This is a genomic window from Streptomyces sp. NPDC001530, assembly GCF_042894545.1.
Taxonomy (GTDB): domain Bacteria; phylum Actinomycetota; class Actinomycetes; order Streptomycetales; family Streptomycetaceae; genus Streptomyces.
The window spans coordinates 12,238-29,801 of sequence record NZ_JBIAVS010000049.1 but is presented as its reverse complement, the minus strand read 5'-3'; the positions used below and the strand labels follow the sequence as shown (position 1 = coordinate 29,801).

Annotated in this window: 17 protein-coding genes and 2 pseudogenes; 14 read left to right on the top strand and 5 right to left on the bottom strand. The window is 68.1% G+C overall.

The window, feature by feature from the left end:
- Positions 1-164: 164 nt before the first annotated feature.
- Together ACFY0T_RS48700 and ACFY0T_RS48695 are read left to right on the top strand one after the other, a co-directional pair.
- Positions 165-983, top strand: coding sequence for a 3'(2'),5'-bisphosphate nucleotidase CysQ (locus ACFY0T_RS48700; RefSeq protein WP_388885238.1), 819 nt, complete (start codon positions 165-167; stop codon positions 981-983).
- 41 nt (positions 984-1,024) lie between these two features.
- Positions 1,025-1,621 (top strand): NADPH-dependent F420 reductase, encoded by a 597-nt coding sequence (locus ACFY0T_RS48695; protein ID WP_388885236.1) that lies wholly within the window; start codon positions 1,025-1,027, stop codon positions 1,619-1,621.
- A gap of 272 nt (positions 1,622-1,893) precedes the next feature.
- On the opposite strand, the gene ACFY0T_RS48690 is transcribed toward ACFY0T_RS48695, so the two are convergent.
- The 3 genes and pseudogenes from ACFY0T_RS48690 to ACFY0T_RS48680 all read right to left on the bottom strand — a co-directional run bounded on the left by ACFY0T_RS48690 (position 1,894) and on the right by ACFY0T_RS48680 (position 3,974).
- A complete protein-coding gene (locus ACFY0T_RS48690) occupies positions 1,894-2,733 on the bottom strand; it encodes a Tn3 family transposase (RefSeq protein WP_388885233.1) in 840 nt (279 codons plus the stop codon).
- Positions 2,734-2,743: 10 nt separating this feature from the next.
- Positions 2,744-3,049 (bottom strand): annotated as a pseudogene (locus ACFY0T_RS48685) (MFS transporter); the annotation flags it as partial.
- A 67-nt stretch (positions 3,050-3,116) separates the two neighbouring features.
- On the bottom strand, positions 3,117-3,974 hold the full coding sequence (locus tag ACFY0T_RS48680) for a class I SAM-dependent methyltransferase (protein WP_388885231.1): 858 nt from the start codon (positions 3,972-3,974) through the stop codon (positions 3,117-3,119).
- An 84-nt stretch (positions 3,975-4,058) separates the two neighbouring features.
- Here ACFY0T_RS48680 and ACFY0T_RS48675 point away from each other — a divergent pair, with 84 nt between their 5' ends.
- Complete coding sequence (locus tag ACFY0T_RS48675) at positions 4,059-4,601, top strand: helix-turn-helix domain-containing protein (protein WP_388885244.1); 543 nt, start codon at positions 4,059-4,061, stop codon at positions 4,599-4,601.
- 78 nt (positions 4,602-4,679) lie between these two features.
- Here the strand turns inward: ACFY0T_RS48675 and ACFY0T_RS48670 are convergent.
- Positions 4,680-4,829, bottom strand: a pseudogene (locus ACFY0T_RS48670) (ATP-binding protein); the annotation flags it as partial.
- A 145-nt stretch (positions 4,830-4,974) separates the two neighbouring features.
- Between ACFY0T_RS48670 and ACFY0T_RS48665 the strand changes: the two are divergent.
- The 5 genes from ACFY0T_RS48665 to ACFY0T_RS48645 all read left to right on the top strand — a co-directional run bounded on the left by ACFY0T_RS48665 (position 4,975) and on the right by ACFY0T_RS48645 (position 8,725).
- Positions 4,975-5,181, top strand: a complete 207-nt coding sequence (locus ACFY0T_RS48665) for a hypothetical protein (protein ID WP_388885228.1) — start codon at positions 4,975-4,977, stop codon at positions 5,179-5,181.
- Positions 5,178-6,038, top strand: coding sequence for a tyrosine-type recombinase/integrase (locus ACFY0T_RS48660; RefSeq protein WP_388885225.1), 861 nt, complete (start codon positions 5,178-5,180; stop codon positions 6,036-6,038). The genes ACFY0T_RS48665 and ACFY0T_RS48660 overlap by 4 nt, the downstream gene beginning before the upstream one ends.
- Positions 6,035-6,349: a helix-turn-helix domain-containing protein gene (locus tag ACFY0T_RS48655; RefSeq protein WP_388885223.1), complete on the top strand. Its 315-nt coding sequence runs from the start codon at positions 6,035-6,037 to the stop codon at positions 6,347-6,349. Before ACFY0T_RS48660 ends, ACFY0T_RS48655 begins: the two co-directional genes overlap by 4 nt.
- A 510-nt stretch (positions 6,350-6,859) precedes the next feature.
- Entirely contained in the window at positions 6,860-7,993 is a 1,134-nt protein-coding gene (locus ACFY0T_RS48650) for a tyrosine-type recombinase/integrase (protein ID WP_388885220.1), read from the top strand.
- 33 nt (positions 7,994-8,026) lie between these two features.
- Entirely contained in the window at positions 8,027-8,725 is a 699-nt protein-coding gene (locus tag ACFY0T_RS48645) for a DUF6228 family protein (protein WP_388885218.1), read from the top strand.
- Between the two features lie 25 nt (positions 8,726-8,750).
- On the opposite strand, the gene ACFY0T_RS48640 is transcribed toward ACFY0T_RS48645, so the two are convergent.
- On the bottom strand, positions 8,751-10,535 hold the full coding sequence (locus tag ACFY0T_RS48640; RefSeq protein WP_388885216.1) for a sigma-54-dependent Fis family transcriptional regulator: 1,785 nt from the start codon (positions 10,533-10,535) through the stop codon (positions 8,751-8,753).
- Positions 10,536-10,717: 182 nt separating this feature from the next.
- Between ACFY0T_RS48640 and ACFY0T_RS48635 the strand changes: the two genes are divergently transcribed.
- From ACFY0T_RS48635 to ACFY0T_RS48610, 6 genes are all read left to right on the top strand, one after another.
- Entirely contained in the window at positions 10,718-11,743 is a 1,026-nt protein-coding gene (locus tag ACFY0T_RS48635) for an NAD(P)-dependent alcohol dehydrogenase (protein ID WP_388885214.1), read from the top strand.
- A gap of 20 nt (positions 11,744-11,763) precedes the next feature.
- Positions 11,764-13,365, top strand: a complete 1,602-nt coding sequence (locus ACFY0T_RS48630) for an extracellular solute-binding protein (RefSeq protein WP_388885212.1) — start codon at positions 11,764-11,766, stop codon at positions 13,363-13,365.
- 81 nt (positions 13,366-13,446) lie between these two features.
- Positions 13,447-14,325: a carbohydrate ABC transporter permease gene (locus tag ACFY0T_RS48625; RefSeq protein WP_388885210.1), complete on the top strand. Its 879-nt coding sequence runs from the start codon at positions 13,447-13,449 to the stop codon at positions 14,323-14,325.
- Positions 14,322-15,167 (top strand): carbohydrate ABC transporter permease, encoded by an 846-nt coding sequence (locus tag ACFY0T_RS48620; RefSeq protein WP_388885208.1) that lies wholly within the window; start codon positions 14,322-14,324, stop codon positions 15,165-15,167. The genes ACFY0T_RS48625 and ACFY0T_RS48620 overlap by 4 nt, the downstream gene beginning before the upstream one ends.
- Positions 15,164-16,252 (top strand): ABC transporter ATP-binding protein, encoded by a 1,089-nt coding sequence (locus ACFY0T_RS48615; protein WP_388885206.1) that lies wholly within the window; start codon positions 15,164-15,166, stop codon positions 16,250-16,252. Before ACFY0T_RS48620 ends, ACFY0T_RS48615 begins: the two co-directional genes overlap by 4 nt.
- 1 nt (position 16,253) lies before the next feature.
- Positions 16,254-17,333, top strand: a complete 1,080-nt coding sequence (locus ACFY0T_RS48610; RefSeq protein ID WP_388885204.1) for an ABC transporter ATP-binding protein — start codon at positions 16,254-16,256, stop codon at positions 17,331-17,333.
- The last annotated feature ends 231 nt before the right edge of the window (positions 17,334-17,564 follow it).

The following is a 17,564-nucleotide window of genomic DNA, read 5'->3' as shown; positions in this document are numbered from 1 at the left end:
TGAGCAGGTTCAAATCCAATTGCATGTGAGTAATCCTAGCCGTGCCTGACATGCATTTGAAGTTAATTGCGGGGCTGCATACCGTTGAGGCGAAAGCGCAAGAAGTAACGCGCAGTTCGGCCCTCGACCGGCCTCAGCACCCCTCCTCAGACGGGAATACCACCATGTCCGAAACGCTTCAGACCACTGACGTCGCCGCCTCCGACGCCGACCTGCTCGCCCAGACCGCGATCGCCGTGCGTGAGGCGGGTTCGGCGCTGCGCGAGCGCTTCGGCGACGTGGTCCGCTACCAGACCCGCGAAGAGCTGATGCGCGCCCTCGCCGCCAACGACGACACGGCCCTCGACATCCTGCGCCCCCGCCTCACGCGCCTGCGCCCGGACGCCGGCTGGGTGGAGGACGAACTGGACGGCGGGGCGCTGCCGCCCGGCGAATGGTGGGTCGTGGATCCGGCCGAAGGCAACGTCAACCACCTGCACGCCCTGCCGGAGTGGGCGGTGACCGCCACCCTCGTGCGTGAGAACCAGCCGGTGCTCACCGCGGTCCACCTGCCGTTGACCGGCGAGACCTACACCGCGCTCACCGGTGCGGGCGCCCACCTCGACGGCCGGCCGCTGCACGTCTCCCAGACCGCGGACCTCGGCCTGAGCATCGTGGCCACCAGCCAGGCCCGGCCGGACGAGGACGAAAAGGTCGTGCGGCGCGTCGGCTCCTCGATCACCGCGATGCTCTTCGACGCGCTCGTCGTCCGCACCGCCGTGCCCGCGACCCTGCACCTGCTGAACGTGGCCGCCGGCCGGATCGACGCCTTCTGGCAGTTCGCCGGCGCCCGCGCGGACCTGCTGCCCGGAGCGCTGCTCGTCACCGAGGCCGGCGGACAGATCTCCGACGCCGAGGGCCGCCCCTGGACCCCACAGAGCCAGAGCTTCCTGGCTGCCGCGCCCGGCGTCCACGCCGAGGCCGTATCCACGCTCTCACGCTGACCGCGCACCACAACCCGCACGCACGGAAGGACCAGATCATCATGACCACGATCGCAGTTCTCGGAAACGGCCGCGTCGGCGGCAACCTGGCCACAGCCCTCACCCGGGCAGGACACGAAGTGACCGTGGCGGACCGCACGCCGGGCGCCGCCGCCGACGCCGCCCGGACTGCCCGGATCGTCATCAACGCCACCCCGGGCGCCGGCTCGCTGGACCGGCTCGCCGCTCTGCGCGAAGAACTCCGCGACAAGATCCTCGTCGACGTCTCCAACGCCACCACCGACGGACCGGACGGACTGCCCGCCGACCTGATCTACCCCGGCTCAAGCCTCGCCGAACAGCTCCAGGAAGCGCTCCCCGAAACGCGCGTCGTCAAGACACTCAACACCATGCTCTTCCCGGTGATGACCTCGCCGGCCACGCTCCCCCAGGCGCCCGACGCCTTCCTCTCCGGCGAGGACCCGCAGGCCAAGCAGACCGTCCGTGAACTGCTCACCGACCTCGGCTGGCAAAAGGAATGGATCACCGACCTCGGCGGGATCCAGACCGCCCGCGCCACAGAGGCCGCGATCCTGTTCGTACCGCACGTGATTCGGTCCAGCGGATTCGCGCCCTTCGCGATCTCGATCGCCCGCTGATCCGCACACAGTGCACCGCCCCCGGCGGGCCCACATCCAGAACGGATACGACAGCGCAGCCAGGGCCGGCGATTCAGCGCCGGACGGCGACCCGTGGCCACCCTCCCGGGACCGTCGGCCTCGCACCGAGGAATCGGCCCATCTCACGGCGGACGCGCTTGCGGAGCTGGTCGCGAATCTGCCCGCCGATACCCGCAGCGGCCGCCGACACCGGCCTCACACTCGCCGATCCAAGTGCGCGTGCGTGTGCATGGCGCTGGCGCCGGACGGCATCACGCTGCCGCTGAAGTAGTGACCTGGCATCGATGGTCAGGCTGCCTGGCCGTAGCCGTCCGCGCCGGGCCGTCGCCGCGCAGCGGGCTGAAGTCGACGTCCGGGTGCGGGTCGTACGCCTCGGGCTCAAGGTCGAGTTCGTGGGTGGAGTACTCGCCGAAGCGGCGGATGTGCTCGGTCAGGTACGGCGAGATGTGGGCCAGGTCCTCGGGGTCGACGACGTGGCCCTCCTCCTGGAGCTGGCGCACGATCTCGGCGATGTCCAGGGCGTTGTGGAAGATCACCGCGTTCGTGAGCAGAGCGTTCAATGTCGCGGTCTTCTCCTGCTCGACGGGGTCGTTGTCGGTGATGACGCCACCGTTGCCGAAGCCGATCCACTGGGAGAAGCCGTTGAATGCCTCGACCTTGTTCGTGGCCGCGGTGACCCGCCGGCGCAGTGGGGCATCCGAGAGGTAGCGCAGCAGCTGGACGTTACGGATCACACGGCCGACCTCACGGAAGGCGGTGTAGGCGGCGTTCTTGCGTGAGCCCGCGCGCAGGCGACGCAGCAGCAGCGTGGAGGAGATGGCGCCCTCGCGTACGGAGATCGCCACCCGCATCAGGTGCCGCACCTGGGACTCGATCAGGTCGAAGTCGATGACGTTGCGGCCCGGCTCGCCGAACAGGGCATCGATGTGCACGTACTCCGTCTGCTTCGTGGGCCGGTAGAAGGTCAGTTCCTTCCAGTTCCGGATCCAGGTCGAGCCCAGCAGGCGGGCGAGCGCAAAGACAGGGAAGCTCTGGCCCCGCGTATCCGCGTGCACCGTGGTCGGCTTCACCTCGGAGGTGTTCTTCAGCACGGGGCGAGACCCCCAGGGCGGAGGCGGCGGCGAAGCCGGCCGCGCCGATGAGGAAGGCCGGTTTGCGGCCGAAGAGATCGGCCAGGCGCCCGCCCAGCAGAAGCAGAGCGGCGAACGCCAGCGCGTACGCGGTGACGATCCACTGCCGGGAGCCGTCCGAGAAGCCGAGGTCGGCCTGCGCGGAGGGCAGTGCGATGTTCACGATGGTGGTGTCCAGGACCACCATCAGCTGGGCGAGGCCCAGTACGGCCAGGACGCGCCCGCGACGCGGTGGCGCGACTCCGGGCTCAGTGGCCGCAACGGGTGCAGTGCTCATGACGTACTCCAGAAACGAGGCAAGAAAGAAAGAGAAGAGAACGGGCGCACGGCGGAGGCCGGCCGGCCTAGGGGCGGCGGGCGATCCAGGTGGTGCGTGTCGTGCGGACGCTCAGGTCACCGCGGCGCACGATGCCGAGCGGGTGGGTCTCGTCCAAGAGGACGTCGAGGGCGGCCAGGTCATCCGCTTCCAGCGCGTCGTTGGCGTGGGAGCGCAGCTTGGTCAGACAGACCTGCGCGTAGCGGCCCAACGCCGGACCGGCCTGGGAGGCGGTGAGGCGGATCTCGAAGGGGCGGCGCGCGTCCACGGTGAAGCCGGCGTCCATGAGCGTCCGGTCCCATTCGTGCGGCGGCTCGGTGTTCGTCACGGCGTGCAGCCGTGCCTCCAGCCCAGGGCGGCCGACGTCGGCGTCCTCGGGCAGGAAGCGCGGGAAGAAGTCCATCTCGCTGACCGCGAGCAGACCGCCCGGCCGCAGCTGCCCGTACGCCTGAGCCAGCGTCCGGGCCGGATCGCTCAGGTGGTGCAGGAAGGCAGCGGCCCACATCAGGTCGTACGGCTCCCCTTTGCCGGACAGGGGCCATGGCTCGTCCAGGTTCGCCTCCAGCGTGCGGATACGTCCTGCGACGCCGTGCGTGGCTGCCTGCTTCTGCAGCCGGTGCAGCATCTGGGGCGAGATGTCCGCTGCCGTCACCGACGCGGCGGGGAACCGGTCGGCGAGCGCGAGACTGCCGGTGCCGGGACCACTGCCCACGTCCATGATCCGCGCCGGGACGGAGTCGGCGAGATTCGCGATCCAGTCGGTCAGCTCCGTGAGGTACGGCTTGAGGACCTCGGCGTCCAGCTCCAGCAGCTCCGCCATCGCAACGTCGAAGCCGCTCGCACGCTCGTGCCCGATATGACCGTGAGTGGTGTGGTGCGTACTCATGCGCCGACGGTATGACGATCACTGCCAACAGGTCATACGCTCTTGCCGGTGAAGCAAGAATCGACTCTCGACGCCATCGTCAGGATGCGGATCCGGTCCCTGCGCAAAGCACGCGGCTGGTCACTGGACAACCTCGCCGAACGCGCCGACATCAGCCCGTCCCAGCTCAGCCGGATCGAGACCGGGCACCGCCGCATCAGCCTTGACCAGCTCACCGCCATCGCGAGCGCCCTGGGCAAGTCCCTCGACCAGCTCGTCGAATCCCCCGACGACTCCGACGTCGTCATCCGTCCCGACCGCGACGAGGACCGGGGCCTGACCACCTGGCTCCTCAGCGGCGACAACGGCCCCCAGGGCCTGACCGTCGCCAAGATGCGCATCACCGACCCGGCGGGCGCCGTCGCGCCGGACGACCTCGGAGTCCACCCGGGCCGGGACTGGTTCACCGTGCTGTCCGGCACGGTCATCCTCTACCTCGGCGAACGCGTCATTCGCGTCGAGGCCGGACAGGCCGCCTCCTTCTCCACCATGACCCCCCACACCCTGCGCGCCGACCGCGGGCCCGCCGAGGTCCTGTGCATCCTCGACCACAACGGCGAACGCAACCACCTCCACGCGAGCCCGTGACCATCGCGATCGCCAACGCCCGGGTGTCGGCGTACGAGCTGAAGTGCAGAGCCGCGTACGGATGAACGTGCAGAGGTGTCAGGCGACTTCGGTCTCGCGCTCGATGGCTTTGAGGCGGTTCTTCAGGCGGTAGCTCGGGCCGTTGATGGAGATCACTTCGCAGTGGTGCAGGAGGCGGTCGAGGATGGCGGTGGCGAGAACCTCGTCGCCGATGACCTGGCCCCATTCATCTGGGGCTGGCACTTGTTCCCTCACAAGAGTTGCTGCTGTCACCTGGCCGTATCCCCGTCTGGCGGTCCTCGTTGAATCTCGCGGTGGCACCCCGGTTCTCCAGGTGCTGCCTTGACCGTTCAGGTGCGAGGAAGGTGTGCCGGTGGCCGAGGCGAGACTCCAGGTCATCGCGGGCGGGGCCGTCCCGCAGGAGCCGCTGACGACGGATCCGTGGCGGTTCCAGGCCGCGTGCGTGGACGCGTTCGTCGCGTCCTGGAGGGCCCGCGGGTTCAGCCCGGTGACCATCGACAACGACATCGGCCTGCTGGAGCGGACCTCACGGCTCTGGGGCGACCCGCGTGGGAAGTGACTCCCGAGGACATCGACCGCGTGGTCGGCGACCTCGCGATCCAGGGCCGCAAGACGTCGACCCGGCGCGAGTACGTGCAGATCTTCAAAGGCTTCCACCGGTTCCTGCAGGCCCGCAAAGCGGCCGAGATCGAGGCCGCGTTCGGCGTCCGACTGGTCTGCCCGATCGACGAGTTCAACGCCTCCCGGCATGTCGGCGACGACTCGCCGGCCCTGCTGCCGCTGCCGACGCCGGAGCGGGTGGGCGACTTCTTCGACTTCATGAAGCAGCGGATCGCGAGCGCGAGGAAGTACGGACCCGCGGCCAGGGACTATGCGATGTTCCGGACGCTGTATCACGCCGGGCTCCGCTCCGAGGAGGCATCCCTGCTGGAGAAGCCGGACCTGCACTACTCCCGCGGACCGTTCGGCAAACTGCATGTCCGCTTCGGCAAGGGAGCCCATACCTCCGGACCGCGGCCGCGGTGGGTGCCCATGCTCGACGGCCTCGACCTGGTGCTGCGGTGGTTCCTGGAAGACGTGCGACCCAAGTTCCCTCACTCGCCAGTGCTGTTCGCCGACGAGTCCGGCGGCAGCCTCCACCGCGGGACCATCCGCAACCGCCTGCGCTATCTGATGGAACTCGAAGGCCGCCCGACGGTCGACCGGTTCAGCCCGCATGCCCTGCGACGAGCCTGCGCGACCCACAACTACGAACGCGGCGTCGACCTCGTGGCGATCCAGCAGATGCTCGGTCACTGGACCGTCAGCTCGACCATGCGCTATGTCCGCCCCTCCGCGACCTTCATCGAGGACGCCTATCAACGGGCGGTCGCCAGCACTCTGGCCGAGCTGAGCGGGAAGGACACCACGGCATGAGGATCCAATGGCGGCTGCGGATGGCCGCTGCCCAGCGCGAGGTGTGGACCGGGACCGAGCTGCGGCGGCTGCTGGCCGAGAAGGCGGGCCTTCAGCTGTCCTCGGCCTCGGTGTCCGCGCTGTTCACCAAGGAGCCCTCGCAGGTGGAAATGACCACGCTGGCCGCGTTGTGCACCGCGCTGGAATGCACCCCCAACGACCTGATCGAGGTCGACACCACCCCCGTCGAACGGCCGATCGCACCCCCTCGCCCGGTCACCGACCTCCCGCAGGCCGCCTCCGCCCGGGGCCGTTCGATGCCGCCCCTGTGACGGCAGGCCATAATGGGCAAGAAGCAACGGGACTGCGTCACCTGCGGCGGACCGGTCGGATATCTCGACCGCCAGCACTGCTGCCTGTGCTGGCGCCGCATGAACGAGCAGGCCGCCAAGGCCCCTTGCCCTTCCTGCGGTCTCGACCGCGTGCTGCAGGACGACACCGGCCGGTGCATCACCTGCTCGCGCGTGTGCACGGAGTGCGGTCATCCGGTCCGCTCACCACAGAACCAGTTGTGCCGGGACTGCCGGCGCCGGGCAGGCCAGCTGGCCGGACAGCGAACATGTCCACGCTGCCAAAAGCCGGGTTATCTGCGCGAGACGACCGGCTGGTGCGGTCACTGCTCACGACCCCGGCAGGGGAAGAACCCGCCGAGGATCTGCCGCGAGTGCGGGCAGCTGCGGCGACATGCTGGACTGGGAATGTGCTCCGCCTGCTGGCAAAAACACCCCGGCCGCCCTTTCATCCGTGGTGAACACCTCCAGGAACGACTCACCGAACCACCCGTGTGGCTCGCCGACTTCGTCGCCCAGATCGCAGCCCGCCACTGCGTCGCCAGAGCCTGCGGCTTCATCACCGACCTGGGACGGCTCCTCGAGGACGAGCACTCCAACTCACCTCAGGCCCTGCTGGAGCGATCCCGCAGGCCCGGACGGTCAATGGGCTCCTTCGCCCGTGCACTCGAGGACTTCTTCACCCTCCGCGGTCTGGCCCTGCCAACCGACCAGGACGAACGACTCGCAACTGGCCGACCTCGCCGCCCAGTTGAAGCCGTGCCCGAACCCCTGCGACCGGCAGTCGCCGCATTCGACACCTCCCGGATGCGAGCCCAGGACCGGGCCCGCCGAGCCGGCACCCGCCCCCGCAGCAACCACACCCTGGAAACCGCCCTGGCCACCATGCGGGACCTGGCCGTCTTCCTGATCAACGCGCGGGGCAAGACCGACTGGTCCCTCGTCGACGTGCACGACATCGAAACCTTCCTGGCCGTCCTGCCCAGGGCCCGCAAGCGGCGACTGACCGTGCTGCGGCAGTTCTTCCGCTTCGCGCGGGCCCAGAAGCTGGTGCTGGTCGACCCGACCCGCGGCCTGATCGCCAAGGAGGCGAACGGCTTCCGCGGCAGGACCCTCACCCTCGACCAGCAGCGCGAGCTGTTCCGGCGCTGGACCACCGACGAGCATGTCCACCCCCATGAGGCCCTCGTCGGGATGTTCGCCCTGTTGCACGGAGCTTCCAGCGTGGAAGCCCGAATGCTGCAGGTCAGGGACGTGGACGTGCAGGCCCGGACCGTCCGGCTCGGCAAGCGGCCCCACCCCGTTCCGCTGGACCCCGCGTCTTGGGCGGTGCTTGAACGGTGTCTCGCCCACCGCGAGGCATGGCGGACCGACAACCCGCATGTGATGGTCACCAAAGGAACAAAGGCCGGGCGAAACCCGGCCTCAACTGCCTATCTCTCCCACGTTCTTGACGACTGCGGATTCCCGCCCCGGATGATCCGCAGCACCCGCCTCATCGACCTGGTGAACACCATGGACCCCAAACTCGTCGCCGCGGCCTTCGGCATGGACCCGCAGGCCACCCTCATCTATCTCGCCGACCGCGTGGACCCGGGCCGGCTGCCAGCGCAGGAATCGCGGTGACGGCGAACAGGGAGGACGGCTACCGTTCGGCGCGTGAACTCCCAAGGTGCCGCCCCCGACCAGCCACAGACGGTGAGTATCCGCTGCAGCATCAACCGGGCTGTGTGCGTGCGGCTGTCCGACCCCGTGCGCGATGACCCCGACTGCTTGCACTACACGGTCGAGGCCGACGCACCGGGGCTGAAGGCCCGCGTCGACGGGGTGAACGCCTGGATCTGGGCGATCACGGTCATGTCGGGGCCGTGGCGTTTGGTCACGGTCGTGTCGGAGGCCGGGGTGGGTTTGTCGCGCGTCGGTCTGTTTGCGAGCATCTGTCGGGACAAGCGTCTTGATCCAGGGCTTTCGCAGCGCGCGCTGGCGGAGAAGTGCGGCGTTCACCGCCGGACCATCAAGCAGGCGCTGGAATCGGCGTTGCCTGCGCCGAGGAAAGCCCCGAAACCGCGGGCGACGGTCCTGGAGCCGGCCAAGGCATGGATCGACGCCATGCTGCGGGAGGACCTGACGGCACCGCGCAAGCAGACCCCACCATCGCTGGCCTGTCGCAGATCGACCCGACGGGGACTGGCAGCCGCGCGCCACCCCACTCCTGGACCTCGTGATGGACGGACGGCGAGCGGCGCGCCATGGTCTGAGAAGCTCTGGCACCCTTCGTCACCCATGACCACCTGGAGCACCGGCCCCTCGTCGTACACCAACGTCTCCGGTACGGCAGGGAACGGTCGGCTGCGGTGATCCCAGCCGTGCCGGCGGCGGCTCGTCAGGTCAGGCTCGACGGGACGATCCCGTAACGGCGCATCTTGCGGTACATCGTGGCGCGGGAGATCCCGAGGTGCTGCGCGGTGCGCTGGACGTTGGAGTTGCGGTCCATCAACCCACGCAGAATGGCGTCGCGTTCCAGCGCCTCGATGGTGGTCAGGACCTTGTGCGAGGACACCCGGCATTCCGGCGGCAGGTCCTCCACGTGGATCATCCGGCCGGAAGGCCGCCGCGCCAGGCCGCGGATCACCGACTCGAGCTGCCGGACGTTCTCCGGCCAGGGGCATCGCTGGAGCAGGGCCAGCGCATCCGGGGAGAACGCGCTCTCCCCGCTCGGCCGGTACTTGCGCAGGAACAACCGCGCCAGGTGCTCGATGTCCCCATAGCGATGGCGCAGGGGCGGCACCTCCACCGTGGCACCGCAGAACTGGTCCGGCTGGTCGTCTGTGCTGACCATCGACGGCTGGCTGGTCATCACCAATTGCCCCGTGGCGGTGCCGTCCAGGTGCGTCAACAGGCTCCCCAGCCGCTGCCGCAGCTGGTCACCCAACAAGTGGACGTCGCGCAGGACGAGCACCCTGGACGGCACGGCAAGCAGCTCTCCGACGTCGTGCAGCCAGCGCTCGGTGACGGCCGCCGAATCCGACAGCGGCGGTTCCGCCATTTCCAGCCGGCGTCCGGCGCCATGGGCCCGGTGCAGGGCCTCGACCAGCGTCCTCTTGCCGACGCCGACTTCGCCCAGGAGATGAAGCCACGTCCCGGCCACGAACGCCGCTTCGCTGTCGGCGACCGCGCGCAGCCACTGCGGGGACGAGCCCACCAGTCCCAGGACCGGCCGGGCAGGTGTGGCGGAAACTGCAGGGCCGGGCTGGGAGCGTCCGATCAGCCGGACTCGGAGGATGGTGCCCGCGTCGCTGTCCTCGCGCCGACAGCGACTGACCCTGAGTTCGGCGACCCGTCCCGAGGGCAGGGCGATGCTGCGCGTCCCCTCCAACCGGCGGTCGTCGGCGATCTCACGGGCATGGTCGAGCAGCGCATAGTGATCCGGCCCGGTCACCGCCGCCCTGAGCTGCTCGTTCATCATGACGACATCGCGGTTGAGGGCCAGCACGGGTCCCGGGCGCACCGAGGAGCACGCCTCCATGTAGTCCTGGAACAGGGCCCGTTCGCGCCGCGAGCTGATCGCCGCGATCTCGCTCTCGATCTGGGCGGCGACCGAGCGGGCGAAGGCCATCAGCATGCCGTCGGAGCCCTGACGGATGGTAGTGAGGTTGAAGGCTCCCAGCAGGGTGCGCCGGGTGGGATGCAGGATCGGTACGGCCGCGCAGTGGAAGTTCCGCAGATCCTCGACGTAGTGCTGCCTTCCGGCGATCATGACCGGGCGGCCGCTGGCCAGCGCGGTCCCAATGCCGTTGGTGCCCACATAGCGCTCGGCGAACACATGCCCGGGGGCCAGATGCACACGGTTGAGGTTCGTCGTCAGACCCTCGTGGGACACCTTCCGGGAGAGCACCACGCCGTCCCGGTCTGTGATCATCGTGGACACCGGGTCGTCGGCGAGCTGCTTGTGCAGCCTGTCCAGGATCGGCAGCGCCGCCCTGGCGAGGGGGGTGTCCAGATTGGGGTTCTCCAGGTAGGGAGCGTCAAGGCTGCCCGACTTCACCTTGTATTCGATCGAGCGTTGCCACGAGGCGACCACGAGCGGCCGGGCGCTTGGCTCCTTGGTGACTTCCAGGTAGAGCTCTTTGGCTGCTCTCAGTGAGCTTCCGGGTTGTTGGCGGGGCATTAACACTCCCGTACGGCGCGCGTCACAATCCCTCGGTGCAGTGATTGGACCAGCTCGACGGCGTGGCGCCTACGGCGTGTATCACATTGAGACATTCGCGGACGGATTCTGAGACATCGACCTGCGATCGGCGGCCTGTGTAATCGGCGCACCACCCACCCGCCGACTCGCAGGGAGCCGCTATGAAAGCCGTGCAGGTCATCGAGTACGACGAGCCGCCCGTGCTCGTGGACGTGCCGGACCCGCAGATCACCGGTCCGCTGGATGTGATCGTGAAGATCGGGGGCGCCGGGGTCTGCCGGACCGATCTGCACATCCTCGAAGGACAGTGGAAGGAAAAGAGCGGGGTCGCCCTCCCGTACACGATCGGTCACGAGAACGCCGGCTGGGTCGCGGCGGTCGGGGAGGCCGTCACCCATGTCGAGGTCGGCGACCCGGTCATCCTGCACCCGCTGGTGACCTGCGGTCTGTGCCGCGCCTGCCGGGCCGGCGACGACGTGCACTGCATGAACTCGGCCTTTCCCGGGATCGACACCGAGGGGGGCTACGCCGAGTACCTGAAGACCACCGCCCGCTCGGTCGTGCCTCTCGACCCGTCCCTCGAGCCGGCCTCGGTGGCGGCCCTGGCGGACGCCGGGCTCACGGCGTACCACGCCGTCGCCAAGGCGGCCCGGGTGCTGCGGCCCGGTGACAAGGCCGTGGTCATAGGCGCCGGCGGACTCGGACACATCGGCATCCAGGTGCTGCGGGCCCTGTCGCCGGTCGAGATGATCGTCATCGACCGCAGCCCGGAGGCCCTCGCGCTGGCCAAGGAACTGGGCGCCGACCACACGCTCGTCGCGGACGGAAGCGAGGCCGAACGCGTACGGGAACTCACCGCAGGGCACGGGGCGGAGGCCGTCCTGGACTTCGTCGGTGAGGGGGGCGCCGTCGAGACGGGCGTGGCCTGCCTGCGCCGCAACGGCAACTACTACGTCATCGGCTACGGCGGCCACCTCCGCGTTCCGACGATCGACGTCATCTCCACGGAGATCAACTTCATCGGCAACCTCGTGGGGTCCTACAACGACCTCTCCGAGCTGATGGTCCTGGCGGCCCAGGGCAAGGTCACCCTGCACACCCAGCGGTACCCCCTCGCCTCCTTCCGGCAGGCCCTCGACGACCTGGACACCGGGGCCGTACGCGGCCGAGCGATCTTGATCCCCTGACACGTCCAAGGAGCAGTTCCATGCGTACGAGACCCTACAAGCGGTTCGCCGCCGTCGCGGCCGTCGCGGCCCTGACCGCCACCGCGTGCACCGCCCCGAACCAGGCACAGGACAAGCCGAAGGAGAAGGCCCCGCTCTTCAAGCTCAACTCGGCGATCAGCTACAAGAAGTACGGCAAGGACTACCCGGACACCAAGGTGGAGGACTTCCCGGGGCCGTGCAGCTATGAGGCGATCAGCCGGAAGGACTACTCCGGGCAGACGCTGAAGATCATCAGCCATGCCGTCCCGGTCATCGGCGAGCCGACCCAGCTGCACGCCAAGCAGTTCGAGGACATCACCGGCGGGAAGGTCGAGGTGGTCAACATCCCCTTCGGCGAGCTGCACCAGAAAATCCTCACGCCCCTGCAGGCGGGCCAGCCCGCCTACGACGTGATGTTCTACCCCTCGCTGTGGATCGGCGACATGGCCCCGTACCTCGCGCCGGTGCCGAAGAAGTATCTGGACACTCCCGGCATGAAGGACGTCACGGGTACCTATAGGGACGTGGCGACTTGGAACGGGAAGGTCGTGCAGTACCCCATGGACGGGGACCGGCACTACCTCAAGGTCCGCACCGACGTGCTGAACGACCCCAAGCAGCAGGCGGCCTACAAGGCGGCCACGGGCAAGGAGCTGAGAGTTCCGAAGACCTGGGCCGAATACCAGGACGTCGCCAAGTTCTTCAGCGGCAAGGACTTCGATGGCGACGGCAAGCGCAACTACGGCAGTGCCGAGGTGACCAAGCGCGACGACCTGACGTTCTCCGCCTTCATCAGCCGGGCGGCGCCGTATGTGAAGAACCCGGACGTCAAGGGCGGTGTCTTCTTCGACCTTGAGACCATGAAGCCGCTGATCAACACGCCCGGCTTCGTCCGCGCCCTGGACGACATGGTGAAGGCCAAGTCGACCTGGGCACCCGGTGGCGCCAACTTCGGCCTGGGAGACGAGATCTTCTCCTTCGGCGGCGGCCAGACGCTGATGTCGTACTCGTGGGACGACGCCTTCATCCAGGCCCAGCAGCCCGACAGCAGGATCCGCAACAAGGTGCAGGCGGCGCCACTGCCCGGATCCAGCGAGGTCTACAACCGCACCACCAAGTCGTGGGACACGAAGGCGAACCAGGCTCCCTACTTCACCTGGGGCTGGACTTCGGCGGTGGCCAAGGCCTCGCGCCACCGGCAGATGGCCTTTGACTACCTGTGCTTCTTCAGCAACGAGGCCAACACCGCCCTCGACCTGACCATCGGCCGGTTCGGCGTCAACCCCTACCGCTACTCCCACTTCGACCCGAACTTCTGGGAGAGGCTGGGCTGGGACCCGAAGGCAGCCAAGTCGTACGTGCACACGCTCTCCGGCATGGAGAAGAGCACCAACCGCGTCTTCGACCTGCGCGTTCCCGGTGTCAACCAGTACATGTCCGCGCTGGCCAACGGTGTCGCCGCGGCTCTGGCGGGACAGAGCTCCCCCCAGCAGGCACTGGACGACGTGGCCAAGGAATGGTCCAAGATCACCGGCCAGATCGGCAAGGACAAGGTCCAAAGCGCCTATCGCAACGTGGTCGCGCTTGAGGACAACTCCTGATCCGACCGCAGGACGCCCCGGGTGGCCGGACCGGACCGGCCGGCCACCCGGGGGCGCCCGCCCCCTTCCGCAAGGAGAACCATGGACGGCCTGCGCCGGCACAAGAGCATGTTCCTGCTGCCGGGACTGCTCACGCTCTTTCTGATCATCATTTTCCCGCTTCTGTTCACCATCCGCGTCAGCTTCTCCGGCTGGAACGTCAGCAACCCTCAGATGGACTTCATCGGAGGCGCCAACTACACCGCGATGCTGCACGACAGCCGCTTCTGGGCCTCCATCACCCGGCTGATCCTGCTGGCGGGCGGCACGGTCCTGATCCAGTACGTCATCGGGTTCGGTATGGCCCTGCTGGTCTGGCGCGAGGCACGCGGCCGCAGATTCTGGCGGGTGCTCTTTCTCGTCCCCATGATGACCACGCCCGTGGTGATGGCCGCCATCTGGCAGACGATCTTCCATGAGTCACTGGGGCCGGCGAACGATCTGCTGGGGATGCTGGGCTTGACGAAAATTCCCTGGCTCACCGAGTCCGGTCCGGCGCTGGTCGCGCTGATGACCGTCGAGGTCTGGCAGTGGACCCCCTTCATGTTCCTGTTGCTGCTGGCCGGCCTGCTCAGCCTTCCCAAGGAACCGTTCATGGCCGCCGCGATCGACGGCGCCGGCACCTGGCGCACCTTCTGGAAGGTGACCTTCCCGCTGATGGCACCGGTCTCGGTCGCGGCGGTCATCATCCGGCTGATCGAGGCGTCCAAGCTCTCGGACAGCGTCTACGTACTGACGTCCGGCGGGCCGGGGTCCTCCACGGAGACCCCGGGTTACTACCTCTACATCCAGGGGCTCCGCGATCAGCAGACCGGCTACGGCGGGGCGATGTCCCTGACCTACCTCGTCCTGATGATCGTCACGCTCACGGTCATCGCCGCCCTGCTCACCAGGGCCTTCAAGCTGAAGGGGGACTCATGAGGTCGCGCCTTTATCCCGTATTCAAGTACACCGTGATCGCCCTGTGGGCCTGCTTCGTCGCGGGACCGTTCTTCTGGGCAATGACGACCAGCTTCAAGAACGCCAACGCCGTCCAGGGCGGTCCCACCTACCTCCCCTGGGTGCAGTACAAGCCCACCCTCACCGGCTGGCGCAACATCTTCGGCGGAGCCGGCGGTATCGATGTGATCCAGCCCTTCGTCAACAGCGCCGTCATCACCATCGCCGCGTCCGCCATCAGCCTGGCCCTGGGGTCCCTGGCCGCCTACGCGCTGTCCCGGTACCGGTTCAAGCTGGGCTTCATCAAGAACAGCGACATCGTCTTCTTCTTCGTCTCCCAACGGATCATGCCGCCCGTCGTCCTGGTGATCCCCTTCTTCTACCTCCTGCAGTGGGGTGGCCTCCTGGACAGCATCCCGGGCCTGGTCATCGTGACGGTCGCGCTGCTGCTGCCCATCGCGGTCTGGGTGATGGTGGACTTCTTCAACGGCATCCCCCGGGAGATCGACGAGATGGCGATGCTGGACGGCTGCCCCCCGTTCCAGACCTTCGTGCGGGCGATCCTGCCGAACTCCCTGCCCGGGCTGACCGTGGCGGCGATGTTCTGCGCCGTGTTCGGCTGGAACGACTTCTTCTTCGCCTTCCGGCTGACCTTCACCGAGGTCCAGACCCTGCCCCAGGCGGTCGTCGCCCTCAACTCCTCCATTCCACCGTGGTGGACGCTGTCCGCCGCCGCGCTCTTCGGCGTGGCACCGCTGATCCTGCTCGCCCTCTGGGTGGAGCGCCTACTGTCCAAGGGGAACCTGTCGGGAGCGGTCCGATGAACCTCAGCGCCACTGATCTGTGCCTGACCGTCGACGGCGTCGAGCACCTCAAGAACGTGACCGCCACCTTCCAGCCGGGACGGCTCCACACCGTCATCGGCCGGACGATGGCCGGGAAGACGACGCTGCTACGGGCCCTGGCCGGCCTGCAGAAAGTGGACTCCGGCTCGCTGACCCGGGCGGGAGCCGACTTCCTGAAGACGCCGGTGTGGCGGCGCGACACCGCCATGGTCTACCAGCAGTTCATCAACTACCCGCATCTCAATGTGTACAACAACGTGGCCTTCCCGCTGAAGCGGGCCGGGCTGTCACGGGACGAGATCCAGCGACGGGTCCGGCAGAGCCTGGCGAGCGTGGGGCTTGCGGACTTCGAGAAGCGCAAGCCCTCCCAACTCTCCGGCGGCCAGCAGCAGCGCGTCGCGATGGCTCGCGCCCTGGCCCGCGGTACCGGCATCCTCCTGCTCGACGAGCCACTGGCGAACCTGGACTACAAGTTGCGCGAACAGCTGCGCGACGAGTTCAAGGCCCTCTTCTCGGACCAGGGCGACACGATCGTCATCTACACGACCACCGAACCCGCCGAAGCGATGATGCTCGGGGACGTGGTCCTGGTCATGCACGAGGGGCGGATCCTCCAGACCGGCACCCCGCAGGAGGTCTTCGAACGCCCGGCGACCACCACGGTGGCGTCCATCATCAACGACCCGCCCATGAACATCTTCGCGGGCCGGATCGAGGGCGGCCAGGTCACGGTGGCCGGCTTCCAGGCCACGCACGTCTCCGCACACCTCGCCAACCTGCCCGACGGCGCCTACCAGTTCGGCCTGCGCGCCACCGACGTCAGCCTGGCCTCCAGCGGGGTCGGGGGCGAGGTCACGTTCGTCGAGATCTCCGGCTCCGAGACCTTCGTCCATGTGGTCGTCGGTGAGACCCCCTTCGTCGTGCAGATCGAGGGCATCCACGACGTCGCCCTCGGCGACCTGGTCAAACTTCGGCTCCGTCCCGACCGGCTGTTCGCCTTCGACGAGCAGGGGACGCTCGTGCGAACACCTTCATACGATCTCGCTTCAGTGGAAGGGCGTTGATATGGCGCAGTTGGACATCGTCGACGTCGGGCACGCGTACGCGCCGGGTGTCGAGGAGGAGCGGTGGGCTCTCAAGCCGCTGAAGCTGACCTTCGAGTCGGGCAAAACGTATGCGCTGGTTGGCCCCTCGGGCTGCGGCAAGACGACGCTGCTGAACATCCTGTCCGGCCTGGTCAGACCATCCCAGGGACGGGTGCTGTTCGACGGCGTCGACGTCACCGCCCTGCCCACGAAGGCCCGCAACATCGCCCAGGTCTTCCAGTTCCCCGTCATCTACAAGTCGATGACGGTCTACGAGAACCTCGCCTTCCCCCTGCAGTGCCGCCGCTGGGACAGGGCGAGGATCGACGCCAAGGTCCAGCAGGTCGCCGAGGCCCTCGACCTGCACGACCGGCTTAGGCACCCCGCGCGCGGCCTCACCGCCGACGACAAGCAGCTGATCTCACTGGGCCGCGGCCTGGTCCGTGACGACGTGGCGGCCGTATTGATGGACGAGCCGCTCACCGTCATCGACCCACAGCTGAAGCACTCGCTGCGGCGCAAGATCCGTGAGATCACCGAGCAGTTCAGGCCCACGGTGATCTATGTGACGCACGACCAGTACGAGGCGATGAGCTTCGCACAGGAAGTGCTGGTCATGAAGGACGGCCGTGCCGTGCAGCAGGGCACCCCGGAGCAGCTCTTCGAGGCGCCCTCGTCCACCTACGTCGGCTACTTCATCGGCTCACCGGCGATGAACTTCCTGACCGTGGACCGGGGCGACGGGCCCTTCGCGCTGGGTGGCCGGACGCTGTCCGTTGCCTGGGACATCCCGCAGCGTACGACCGAGGTCCAGGTCGGCGTCCGGCCCGAGTACGTCAAGGTCGTCACGGACCCCGGCCCCAACACCTTCCCCGGCAGGCTGCGGGGCGTCAGGGACCACGGCGCGCAGCGCGTGCTTGAAGTCGAGGTCGCCGGGCAGCTCGTCAGGGCCAAGACGCCTCGGGAGGAGGGAGTTCCGGCGGGCGAGGAGGTCCTGGTGCACCTGCCGCGCCCCAAGGTCCTTCCCTACGCGGACGGTCAGTTGGTACTCCGGTCGTAACGATCCGTCGGGCATGCCCGCGGCACGTGGGGCGCCGCGGCCGTGCGGCGCAATGCCGCCACGCGTCCGGTGTCGTGAGATCGGCGAGCCGGCGACGGCAAGCCGACGTCGTCCGATCATGTCGTGTCGCCATGAGTCCTCGTGCCGCGGCCGGAAAGCAAGCAGAGCCCCTCCCGCCCGCGGATCGGATCGTCGCCCCGCCCGTGCCGTACGCAACGCCTGTTTGATGCA

Excerpts from the sequence above, each read along its gene's own strand:
- ACFY0T_RS48675 (WP_388885244.1), top strand. The coding sequence starts at position 4,059 with ATGCGGATCCGGTCCCTGCGCAAAGCACGCGGCTGGTCACTGGACAAC.
- ACFY0T_RS48655 (WP_388885223.1), top strand. The coding sequence starts at position 6,035 with ATGAGGATCCAATGGCGGCTGCGGATGGCCGCTGCCCAGCGCGAGGTG.
- ACFY0T_RS48635 (WP_388885214.1), top strand. The coding sequence starts at position 10,718 with ATGAAAGCCGTGCAGGTCATCGAGTACGACGAGCCGCCCGTGCTCGTG.
- ACFY0T_RS48680 (WP_388885231.1), bottom strand. The coding sequence starts at position 3,974 with ATGAGTACGCACCACACCACTCACGGTCATATCGGGCACGAGCGTGCG.
- ACFY0T_RS48700 (WP_388885238.1), top strand. The coding sequence starts at position 165 with ATGTCCGAAACGCTTCAGACCACTGACGTCGCCGCCTCCGACGCCGAC.
- ACFY0T_RS48695 (WP_388885236.1), top strand. The coding sequence starts at position 1,025 with ATGACCACGATCGCAGTTCTCGGAAACGGCCGCGTCGGCGGCAACCTG.
- ACFY0T_RS48625 (WP_388885210.1), top strand. The coding sequence starts at position 13,447 with ATGGACGGCCTGCGCCGGCACAAGAGCATGTTCCTGCTGCCGGGACTG.
- ACFY0T_RS48630 (WP_388885212.1), top strand. The coding sequence starts at position 11,764 with ATGCGTACGAGACCCTACAAGCGGTTCGCCGCCGTCGCGGCCGTCGCG.
- ACFY0T_RS48640 (WP_388885216.1), bottom strand. The coding sequence starts at position 10,535 with ATGCCCCGCCAACAACCCGGAAGCTCACTGAGAGCAGCCAAAGAGCTC.
- ACFY0T_RS48615 (WP_388885206.1), top strand. The coding sequence starts at position 15,164 with ATGAACCTCAGCGCCACTGATCTGTGCCTGACCGTCGACGGCGTCGAG.
- ACFY0T_RS48620 (WP_388885208.1), top strand. The coding sequence starts at position 14,322 with ATGAGGTCGCGCCTTTATCCCGTATTCAAGTACACCGTGATCGCCCTG.
- ACFY0T_RS48610 (WP_388885204.1), top strand. The coding sequence starts at position 16,254 with ATGGCGCAGTTGGACATCGTCGACGTCGGGCACGCGTACGCGCCGGGT.